The following is an 11,428-nucleotide window of genomic DNA, read 5'->3' as shown; positions in this document are numbered from 1 at the left end:
CTTCGCAGCACTTCGCCCCGCCGACCAAACGACCGGCGGGGCGAAGTAGCAGGGCCCCGGATTAACCAACAGCGTCCTTCCGAGGTGCGGGGCCCGTTCCCTTTTCCGTTTCCGGACGATTGTCAGTGCCCTCGGCTGGCGTTCTTCGTCAGGGGGACGACTGCGGGTGGTGGGACGGATGAGGCGCACGGCAGTTCTGGTGATGGCGCTGCTCGCCGTCCTCACCGCCTGCACGGAGGGACGACCGCCAGACCGCCCGCTCCTCGCCGCCCTGCGCGCCGCCGAGCGGTCCACGGCCGCGGCGCAACCGGTCCGGGTGGAGTCCACCACCGTCATGGGCGAGGAGCTGTCCATCGCGGCCGAGGGCGCCCTCGACTGGGAGGACGAGCTCGTCGGCACCCTGACCATCACCTACCCCGGCGGCACCACCGCGCAGACGATGCGCCGCCGCCTCGGCGTGACCTCCATGGAGGCCCGTTATCTGCCCGACGCCTACTACGCGCACATGGGCGAGAAGTTCGCCGAGCAGGCGGGCGGCAGGCACTGGGCCAGATACGCCTACGACGACCTACTAGGGGAGGGCGACGGCACCGGCGCCACCTTCGCCGAGCAGATACGCGCCGGCCCCCCCAACCAGTCGGTCAAGCTCCTGCTGGACTGCGAGGACGTACGCAGGATCGGCTTGGAGACGACGGTACGGGCCGCCGTGCCGTGCACCACTCCGGCACCGTGGCCGCCACCCAGACCGTCGACCTGTGGGTCGACGACCGGGGCCTGCTGATCAAGAAGTCCGAGAAGGGCGCGCTGGCGACCGGGGAACTGACCCAGACCGCCCACTACAGCGACTACGGCGTGCGGGTCGCCGCCGAGAAGCCCCCGGCCGCCGACACCGAGGACTTCAGGGAACTGCTGAAGAAGCAGAGCTCCTGAGGCCGCCGGTATTCAAGAGACCGCCTGCACTCCGATCGGTTAGGCTCGCGGCTCATCTGTGTATCGCTCATGTGTTCCTTGGGGGGAATCGATGGGGCTTTCTGTACGACGTTCCGCGCGCACTCGCACGATCGGCGCCGGGCTCGCCGCCGTGGCCCTCGCCGCGGGCGCGGTGAGCTGTTCCAAGGGGGAGGCCGAGGAGTCGCCGAAGATGACCCCCGCGGCGGCCGTGGCCAAGGCGGCGAAGAACTCGGACGACATCACATCCCTGCGCTACCGGATGACGGGCAAGGTGCCGGAGCAGGGGCGGGTCAAGGCCGAGGCCGCCATGCGCATGAAGCCCGATCTGGCCATGAGCATGAAGATGACGGCCCTCGACCAGGGGGCGGACGGCTCCGCCGAGATCCGGCTCGTCGACAAGGCCATGTACATCGGGGGCAACCCCAAGATGGCCAAGGAGATGGACGGCAAGAGCTGGATCAAGTTCGACATGTCCGCGCTCGGGAAGGACGCCCTCGGCGGGGCGGGCGCCCCCGGCGCCGGCCAGGCCGAGCAGAACCCGGCGGCCGAGTCCACCTTCCTCACCGGCGCCAAGGACGTGAAGGAGATCGGCACCGAGAAGGTCGACGGCGTCGAGACGACCCGCTACCGGGGCACCGTCACCCTCGACACGCTCCGTGACTCCTTCAAGGACGAGGACAAGGACACGCGCGAGAAGCGCGAGAAGAGCCTCAAGCAGTACGAGGACATGGGCGTCGACGAGCTCACGATGGACATGTGGATCGACGGTGACGACCGCACCAAGCAGTTCCGGATGAAGGGTGAGGCCGACAAGGGCCCCCTCGACCTGACCATCACCTTCCTCGACTACAACAAGCCGGTGACCTTCAAGGCCCCGCCCGCGAAGGACACCGTCGACCTGGCCGAGATGATGAACGAGCTCGGCGAGAGCTGAGCGCCGTATGACCGGATTTGCTTCACGGCGATCCGGTCACGTACTCTCTTCCAGAAGCCAAAGACCGCTGGTCGTTGCCGTGCGCTCGTTCGAGGGCGCGGTGGCCGAAGGATCCGCTGAACTGCGGACGACCCGCGCAGGTGATTGTGGAAGTTGCTCCCGCATGGGTCTCCATGACGGTCGAGCCACGCCCCGAGCGCCTGCGCCGGGGCGTTTCGTTTTCCCCAGTCCTCCTTCGGGTCCGCGCGGTCCGAATCACCCGGAAGGAGGCCGAGGCTCTATGGCGAGGCCCGACAAGGCTGCCGCGGTTGCCGAGCTGACGGACAAGTTCCGCAGCTCCAACGCCGCCGTGCTGACCGAGTACCGCGGTCTCACCGTGGCGCAGCTCAAGACGCTGCGTCGTTCGCTCGGTGAGAACGCCCAGTACGCCGTGGTGAAGAACACGCTGACCAAGATTGCGGCCAACGAGGCCGGGATCACGCTGGACGACCAGCTCTTCGCTGGTCCGACTGCCGTCGCCTTCGTCACCGGTGACCCGGTGGAGTCGGCGAAGGGTCTTCGTGACTTCGCCAAGGACAACCCGAATCTCATCATCAAGGGCGGTGTCCTTGACGGCAAGGCGCTGTCCGCCGATGAGATCAAGAAGCTTGCGGACCTTGAGTCCCGCGAGGTTCTGCTCGCCAAGCTGGCGGGCGCCATGAAGGGCAAGCAGTCCCAGGCTGCCGCGCTCTTCCAGGCGCTCCCGTCGAAGCTCGTCCGCACCGTGGACGCGCTTCGCGCCAAGCAGGACGAGCAGGGCGGTGCCGAGTAATTCGGCTCGCATCATGATCGCCGCCTGAGGCCTCCGGCCACAGGCAACGGTCGTAGCGGGCCGAACGTACGCCCGCCAGTCATGTACATCCGGCACCTGCCGATTTAAGTGGAAGGAAAGCCATCATGGCTCTCACCCAGGAAGAACTGCTCGCCGAGTTCGAGGGCATGACCCTGATCCAGCTCTCCGAGTTCGTGAAGGCGTTCGAGGAGAAGTTCGACGTCACCGCCGCGGCCCCGGTCGCCGTTGCCGCCGCCGGCGCCCCGGGTGCCCCGGCCGCCGCCGCCGAGGAGGAGAAGGACGAGTTCGACGTCATCCTCACCGGTGCGGGCGACAAGAAGATCCAGGTCATCAAGGTCGTGCGTGAGCTGACCTCCCTGGGCCTCAAGGAGGCCAAGGACCTCGTGGACGGCGCCCCGAAGCCCGTCCTGGAGAAGGTTGCCAAGGACGCCGCCGAGAAGGCCGCCGAGTCCCTCAAGGGCGCCGGCGCCTCCGTCGAGGTCAAGTAACACCTCACGGGTCCGGCACGGATCCGAGCGAGCTGATTGCGGCCCCGTAGGGCTGTAACGCGAGCGCACCGAAGAGCGATCATCCATCTGGGTGGTCGCTCTTCGGCGTTCCCGGTGGGGCGGCCACGGTTACCTTGCGCCTGAGGTCACGAGGGGTATGGTGATCTTCGTCGTGTCTCCGGCCGCCCCCGGTTCTGCCAAGGGGGGCCTTGACGAACCGCACGCAGCGCGCAATTCTCAGGACGCGTCGTCACAACGGTCCGAATCCGAGGCATGGATCGACGACGGAGAGGGCAGTATCAACGTGCATCGAGGGCGGGCATGCCGAGGGCGTTGAGAACGAGGGCGTTGAGAACAACGAGGGTCGCGAAAAACCCGCACTGGACATCAGTGTGCCAAGTGGCTACACTGACCCTTTGCGCTGCCTGTTAGCTGTCCCCTGCCCGTCACCAGGGGCATGCCCTCGCCCGAGCACAGACGACCGGACCACCCCTGACCTGGCCAAACAGTCAGAATGGGGAATCTGTCTCTGCGCCCCGGAGTGAGGGGCCGGTACGCGCGTAGTGAGTCCGAGCCCTCGGAAGGACCCCCTCTTGGCCGCCTCGCGCACTGCCTCGACCGCGAATACGAACAACGGCGCCAGCACCGCCCCGCTGCGCATCTCCTTTGCAAAGATCAAGGAGCCCCTTGAGGTTCCCAACCTGCTCGCGCTGCAGACCGAGAGCTTTGACTGGCTGCTCGGGAACACCGCCTGGCAGAGTCGGGTCGAGGCGGCTCTTGAGTCCGGTCAGGACGTCCCCACCAAGTCCGGTCTGGAGGAGATCTTCGAGGAGATCTCTCCGATCGAGGACTTCTCCGGGTCGATGTCGCTGACGTTCCGCGACCACCGCTTCGAGCCGCCGAAGAACAGCATCGACGAGTGCAAGGAGCGCGACTTCACGTACGCCGCCCCGCTCTTCGTGACGGCTGAGTTCACCAACAACGAGACCGGCGAGATCAAGTCCCAGACGGTCTTCATGGGCGACTTCCCGCTCATGACCAACAAGGGCACCTTCGTCATCAACGGCACCGAGCGTGTCGTGGTGTCCCAGCTGGTCCGCTCGCCCGGTGTCTACTTCGACTCCTCCATCGACAAGACGTCCGACAAGGACATCTTCTCGGCCAAGATCATCCCATCCCGGGGTGCCTGGCTGGAGATGGAGATCGACAAGCGCGACATGGTCGGTGTCCGCATCGACCGCAAGCGCAAGCAGTCCGTCACCGTTCTCCTGAAGGCGCTCGGCTGGACCACCGAGCAGATCCTGGAGGAGTTCGGCGAGTACGAGTCCATGCGCGCCACCCTGGAGAAGGACCACACCCAGGGCCAGGACGACGCGCTGCTGGACATCTACCGCAAGCTGCGTCCGGGCGAGCCCCCCACCCGTGAGGCCGCGCAGACGCTGCTGGAGAACCTGTACTTCAACCCCAAGCGCTACGACCTGGCCAAGGTCGGCCGCTACAAGGTCAACAAGAAGCTGGGTGCGGACGCTCCGCTGGACGCGGGCATCCTGACCGTCGAGGACATCATCTCGACGATCAAGTACCTGGTGAAGCTGCACGCCGGCGAGACCGAGACCACCGGGGACAGCGGCGGCACCATCGTCGTCGAGACCGACGACATCGACCACTTCGGCAACCGTCGTCTGCGCAGCGTCGGCGAGCTCATCCAGAACCAGGTCCGTACGGGTCTGGCGCGTATGGAGCGAGTCGTCCGTGAGCGCATGACGACTCAGGACGTCGAGGCGATCACGCCGCAGACCCTGATCAACATCCGGCCGGTCGTCGCCTCCATCAAGGAGTTCTTCGGCACCAGCCAGCTGTCGCAGTTCATGGACCAGAACAACCCGCTGTCGGGTCTCACCCACAAGCGCCGTCTGTCGGCTCTTGGCCCGGGTGGTCTCTCCCGTGAGCGGGCCGGCTTCGAGGTCCGTGACGTGCACCCGTCCCACTACGGCCGCATGTGCCCGATCGAGACGCCCGAAGGCCCGAACATCGGTCTGATCGGCTCGCTGGCCTCCTACGGCCGGGTCAACGCGTTCGGTTTCGTCGAGACCCCGTACCGCAAGGTCGTCGACGGCCAGGTCACCGACGAGGTGGACTACCTGACCGCCGACGAGGAGGACCGGTTCGTCATCGCGCAGGCCAACGCCGCGCTCGGTGACGACATGCGCTTCTCCGAGGCCCGCGTGCTCGTCCGCCGCCGTGGCGGCGAGGTCGACTACGTCGGCGGCGAGGACGTAGACTACATGGACGTCTCGCCGCGCCAGATGGTGTCGGTCGCGACCGCCATGATCCCCTTCCTTGAGCACGACGACGCCAACCGAGCCCTCATGGGCGCGAACATGATGCGTCAGGCCGTTCCGCTGATTAAGTCGGAGTCCCCGCTCGTCGGCACCGGCATGGAGTACCGCTCCGCGGTCGACGCCGGCGACGTGGTCAAGGCCGAGAAGGCCGGTGTGGTCCAGGAGGTCTCCGCGGACTACATCACCACCGCCAACGACGACGGCACGTACATCACCTACCGCCTGGCCAAGTTCGCCCGCTCCAACCAGGGCACCTCGGTCAACCAGAAGGTCATCGTCAACGAGGGCGACCGGATCATCGAGGGCCAGGTCCTGGCCGACGGTCCGGCCACCCAGAACGGCGAGATGGCGCTCGGCAAGAACCTGCTGGTCGCGTTCATGCCGTGGGAGGGTCACAACTACGAGGACGCGATCATCCTGTCGCAGCGCCTCGTGCAGGACGACGTCCTCTCCTCGATCCACATCGAGGAGCACGAGGTCGACGCCCGTGACACCAAGCTCGGCCCCGAGGAGATCACCCGGGACATCCCGAACGTCTCCGAGGAGGTCCTCGCCGACCTCGACGAGCGCGGCATCATCCGTATCGGTGCCGAGGTCATCGCCGGTGACATCCTCGTCGGCAAGGTCACGCCCAAGGGTGAGACCGAGCTGACGCCGGAGGAGCGCCTGCTGCGCGCGATCTTCGGTGAGAAGGCCCGTGAGGTCCGTGACACCTCGCTGAAGGTGCCGCACGGCGAGACCGGCAAGGTCATCGGCGTCCGCGTCTTCGACCGCGAGGAGGGCGACGAGCTTCCCCCCGGTGTGAACCAGCTGGTGCGCGTGTACGTGGCGCAGAAGCGCAAGATCACCGACGGTGACAAGCTCGCCGGCCGGCACGGCAACAAGGGCGTCATCTCGAAGATCCTGCCGATCGAGGACATGCCGTTCCTGGAGGACGGCACCCCGGTCGACATCATCCTCAACCCGCTCGGTGTGCCGTCCCGAATGAACCCGGGACAGGTTCTGGAGATCCACCTCGGCTGGCTCGCCAGCCGCGGCTGGGACGTCTCCGGTCTCGCCGACGAGTGGGCGCAGCGCCTGCAGGTCATCGGCGCCGACCAGGTCGCCCCGGGCACCAACGTCGCCACCCCGGTCTTCGACGGTGCGCGTGAGGACGAGCTCGCGGGTCTGCTGAACCACACCATCCCGAACCGCGACGGCGAGCGCATGGTGCTCCCGACCGGTAAGGCGCGGCTGTTCGACGGCCGTAGCGGTGAGCCGTTCCCGGACCCGATCTCGGTCGGCTACATGTACATCCTGAAGCTGCACCACCTGGTCGACGACAAGCTGCACGCCCGTTCGACCGGTCCGTACTCCATGATCACCCAGCAGCCGCTGGGTGGTAAGGCTCAGTTCGGTGGCCAGCGGTTCGGCGAGATGGAGGTGTGGGCCCTTGAGGCCTACGGCGCCGCGTACGCCCTCCAGGAGCTGCTGACCATCAAGTCCGACGACGTCACCGGCCGCGTGAAGGTCTACGAGGCCATCGTCAAGGGCGAGAACATCCCCGAGCCCGGCATCCCCGAGTCCTTCAAGGTGCTCATCAAGGAGATGCAGTCTCTCTGCCTGAACGTGGAGGTGCTGTCCAGCGACGGTATGTCCATCGAAATGCGTGACACCGACGAGGATGTCTTCCGCGCCGCGGAGGAGCTCGGCATCGACCTGTCCCGGCGCGAGCCGAGCAGCGTCGAAGAGGTCTGACGGGAGTCCGGCGGGGCCCTCACCCACAGGGCCCCGCCGACCCCCAGGCCCCCGTATCAGACCAAAGACTCACGACCCTGAGAGGGATTGACGCATAGTGCTCGACGTCAACTTCTTCGACGAGCTCCGGATCGGCCTGGCCACCGCTGACGACATCCGTCAGTGGAGCCACGGCGAGGTCAAGAAGCCCGAGACCATCAACTACCGCACCCTCAAGCCCGAAAAGGACGGACTCTTCTGCGAGAAGATCTTCGGTCCGACCCGGGACTGGGAGTGCTACTGCGGCAAGTACAAGCGTGTCCGGTTCAAGGGCATCATCTGTGAGCGCTGTGGCGTCGAGGTGACTCGCGCCAAGGTGCGCCGTGAGCGGATGGGCCACATCGAGCTGGCCGCTCCCGTCACGCACATCTGGTACTTCAAGGGTGTTCCTTCGCGCCTCGGCTACCTGCTGGACCTGGCGCCGAAGGACCTGGAGAAGGTCATCTACTTCGCGGCGTACATGATCACGTACGTCGACGAGGAGCGCCGTACCCGCGACCTGCCCTCCCTGGAGGCGCATGTCTCCGTCGAGCGGCAGCAGGTCGAGAACCGCCGGGACGCCGACCTTGAGGCCCGCGCCAAGAAGCTTGAGTCCGACCTGGCCGAGCTGGAGGCCGAGGGCGCCAAGGCCGACGTGCGCCGCAAGGTGCGCGAGGGTGCCGAGCGTGAGATGAAGCAGCTGCGCGACCGTGCGCAGCGCGAGATCGACCGTCTCGACGAGGTGTGGACCCGGTTCAAGAACCTCAAGGTCCAGGACCTGGAGGGCGACGAGCTCCTCTACCGCGAGCTGCGGGACCGCTTCGGCACGTACTTCGACGGTTCGATGGGTGCCGCGGCGCTGCAGAAGCGCCTGGAGTCCTTCGACCTGGAGGAAGAGGCCGAGAAGCTCCGCGAGATCATCCGTACCGGCAAGGGCCAGAAGAAGACCCGTGCGCTCAAGCGCCTGAAGGTCGTCTCCGCGTTCCTGCAGACCAGCAACAGCCCCAAGGGCATGGTCCTGGACTGCGTCCCGGTCATCCCGCCGGACCTTCGCCCGATGGTGCAGCTGGACGGTGGCCGCTTCGCGACCTCCGACCTGAACGACCTGTACCGCCGTGTGATCAACCGGAACAACCGACTGAAGCGCCTTCTCGACCTCGGTGCGCCCGAGATCATCGTGAACAACGAGAAGCGCATGCTCCAGGAGGCCGTCGACGCGCTGTTCGACAACGGCCGCCGTGGCCGTCCGGTCACCGGTCCCGGTAACCGCCCGCTGAAGTCCCTCAGCGACATGCTGAAGGGCAAGCAGGGTCGTTTCCGTCAGAACCTGCTCGGTAAGCGAGTCGACTACTCGGCGCGTTCCGTCATCGTCGTCGGCCCGCAGCTGAAGCTGCACCAGTGTGGTCTGCCCAAGGCCATGGCGCTGGAGCTCTTCAAGCCGTTCGTGATGAAGCGCCTGGTCGACCTGAACCACGCGCAGAACATCAAGAGCGCCAAGCGCATGGTGGAGCGCGGCCGTACCGTCGTGTACGACGTCCTCGAAGAGGTCATCGCCGAGCACCCGGTTCTGCTGAACCGTGCTCCCACCCTGCACCGCCTCGGCATCCAGGCCTTCGAGCCGCAGCTGGTCGAGGGCAAGGCCATCCAGATCCACCCGCTCGTCTGCACCGCGTTCAACGCGGACTTCGACGGTGACCAGATGGCCGTACACCTTCCGCTGTCCGCGGAGGCGCAGGCCGAGGCCCGCATCCTGATGCTGTCCTCGAACAACATCCTCAAGCCCGCCGACGGCCGTCCGGTGACGATGCCGACCCAGGACATGGTCCTCGGTCTGTTCTTCCTCACCACCGACGGCGAGATGCGCAACGTCAAGGGTGAGGACCGCTCCTTCGCGTCCGTCGCCGAGGCGATCATGGCCTTCGACGCGGGCGAGCTCTCGCTGCAGTCGCCGATCGACATCCGCTTCCCGGTGGGCACCATCCCACCGCGTGGCTGGATGCCGCCGGCGCAGGAGGAGGGCGAGCCGGAGTGGCAGCAGGGTGACAGCTTCCGGCTGCGCACCACGCTGGGCCGCGCGCTCTTCAACGAGCTGCTGCCCGAGGACTACCCGTTCGTCGACTACGAGGTCGGCAAGAAGCAGCTCTCCGAGATCGTCAACGACCTCGCCGAGCGCTACCCCAAGGTCATCGTGGCGGCGACGCTCGACAACCTGAAGGCGGCCGGCTTCTACTGGGCGACCCGTTCCGGCGTCACCGTGGCCATCTCCGACGTCGTCGTTCCCGAGGCGAAGAAGGAGATCGTCAAGGGTTACGAGGCGCAGGACGAGAAGGTCCAGAAGCAGTACGAGCGCGGTCTGATCACCAAGGACGAGCGCACCCAGGAACTCATCGCGATCTGGACCAAGGCGACCAACGAGGTTGCCGAGGCCATGAACGAGAACTTCCCGAAGACCAACCCGATCTTCATGATGGTGAACTCGGGTGCACGAGGCAACATGATGCAGATGCGTCAGATCGCCGGTATGCGTGGTCTGGTGTCGAACGCCAAGAACGAGACGATTCCGCGTCCGATCAAGGCCTCGTTCCGTGAGGGTCTGTCCGTGCTGGAGTACTTCATCTCCACGCACGGTGCCCGTAAGGGTCTGGCGGACACCGCCCTGCGTACCGCCGACTCGGGTTACCTGACCCGTCGTCTGGTGGACGTCTCGCAGGACGTGATCATCCGCGAGGAGGACTGCGGCACCGAGCGCGGTCTGAAGCTGAAGATCGCGGTCCGCGGCGAGGACGACGTCCTGCGCAAGACGGACGACGTCGAGACCAGCGTCTACGCCCGCATGCTCGCCGAGGACGTCGTCATCGACGGCAAGGTGATCGCGCCGGCCAACGTGGACCTCGGCGACGTGCTCATCGACCAGCTCGTGCACCACGGTGTCGAGGAGGTCAAGACCCGCTCGATCCTCACGTGCGAGTCTCAGGTCGGCACCTGCGCCATGTGCTACGGCCGCTCGCTGGCCACCGGCAAGCTGGTCGACATCGGTGAGGCGGTCGGCATCATCGCCGCCCAGTCCATCGGTGAGCCCGGTACCCAGCTGACGATGCGTACCTTCCACACCGGTGGTGTGGCCGGTGACGACATCACCCAGGGTCTGCCCCGTGTCGTCGAGCTCTTCGAGGCTCGTACGCCGAAGGGTGTCGCCCCGATCTCCGAGGCCTCCGGCCGCGTGCGGATCGAGGAGACCGAGAAGACCAAGAAGATCGTCGTCACCCCGGACGACGGCAGCGACGAGACGGCGTTCCCGATCTCGAAGCGTGCCAAGGTCCTGGTCCGCGAGGGCGACCACGTCGAGGTGGGCCAGCAGCTCACCGTGGGTGCCACCAACCCGCACGACGTGCTGCGCATTCTGGGTCAGCGTGCCGTCCAGGTCCACCTGGTCGGCGAGGTCCAGAAGGTCTACAACTCGCAGGGTGTGTCGATCCACGACAAGCACATCGAGATCATCATCCGGCAGATGCTGCGCCGGGTGACGATCATCGAGTCCGGCGACGCCGAGCTGCTGCCCGGTGAGCTGGTCGAGCGCTCGAAGTTCGAGACCGAGAACCGTCGTGTGGTCCAGGAGGGCGGTCACCCGGCCTCCGGTCGTCCGCAGCTCATGGGTATCACCAAGGCCTCGCTGGCCACGGAGTCCTGGCTGTCGGCGGCGTCCTTCCAGGAGACGACGCGAGTCCTCACGGATGCGGCGATCAACGCCAAGTCCGACTCGCTCATCGGCCTCAAGGAGAACGTCATCATCGGTAAGCTCATCCCGGCCGGTACGGGTCTGTCCCGCTACCGCAACATCCGGGTCGAGCCGACCGAGGAGGCCAAGGCCGCGATGTACTCGGCCGTCGGCTACGACGACATCGACTACTCGCCGTTCGGCACGGGCTCCGGCCAGGCCGTTCCGCTGGAGGACTACGACTACGGTCCGTACAACCAGTAAGCGAGTCGCTTGAGTTGAGGGGCGGTCATCCGTATGGGTGGCCGCCCTTCGGCGTGTTCGAGGCTGGCGTTCGAGTGATCGCTCCGGGTCACCGGCGGGGTCCGCGCCGATCGTCTTGCGGCTGTGTGAGGTTGGGCCGGACCCAGC

General features: G+C 66.3%; 5 protein-coding genes and 1 pseudogene. All 6 read left to right on the top strand.

Translation table 11 applies throughout. The features are described 5' to 3' along the window. The first annotated feature begins 202 nt into the window (after positions 1-202). The 6 genes and pseudogenes from RMT89_RS18790 to RMT89_RS18765 all read left to right on the top strand — a co-directional run bounded on the left by RMT89_RS18790 (position 203) and on the right by RMT89_RS18765 (position 11,281). Positions 203-930, top strand: a pseudogene (locus RMT89_RS18790) (hypothetical protein). Between the two features lie 91 nt (positions 931-1,021). Further along, a complete protein-coding gene (locus RMT89_RS18785; protein WP_315884885.1) occupies positions 1,022-1,885 on the top strand; it encodes a DUF1396 domain-containing protein in 864 nt (287 codons plus the stop codon). Positions 1,886-2,165: 280 nt separating this feature from the next. Continuing rightward, complete coding sequence (gene rplJ / locus RMT89_RS18780) at positions 2,166-2,696, top strand: 50S ribosomal protein L10 (protein WP_315884884.1); 531 nt, start codon at positions 2,166-2,168, stop codon at positions 2,694-2,696. Positions 2,697-2,818: 122 nt separating this feature from the next. Then, positions 2,819-3,205, top strand: a complete 387-nt coding sequence (gene rplL, locus RMT89_RS18775; RefSeq protein WP_250071140.1) for a 50S ribosomal protein L7/L12 — start codon at positions 2,819-2,821, stop codon at positions 3,203-3,205. Between the two features lie 593 nt (positions 3,206-3,798). Continuing rightward, complete coding sequence (gene rpoB / locus RMT89_RS18770) at positions 3,799-7,284, top strand: DNA-directed RNA polymerase subunit beta (RefSeq protein WP_315884883.1); 3,486 nt, start codon at positions 3,799-3,801, stop codon at positions 7,282-7,284. Positions 7,285-7,381: 97 nt separating this feature from the next. Next, a complete protein-coding gene (locus RMT89_RS18765) occupies positions 7,382-11,281 on the top strand; it encodes a DNA-directed RNA polymerase subunit beta' (RefSeq protein WP_315884882.1) in 3,900 nt (1,299 codons plus the stop codon). The last annotated feature ends 147 nt before the right edge of the window (positions 11,282-11,428 follow it).

It is taken from the genome of Streptomyces sp. P17, assembly GCF_032436805.1.
Taxonomy (GTDB): Bacteria; Actinomycetota; Actinomycetes; order Streptomycetales; family Streptomycetaceae; genus Streptomyces.
This window is presented reverse-complemented; position numbering and strand designations above follow the sequence as displayed.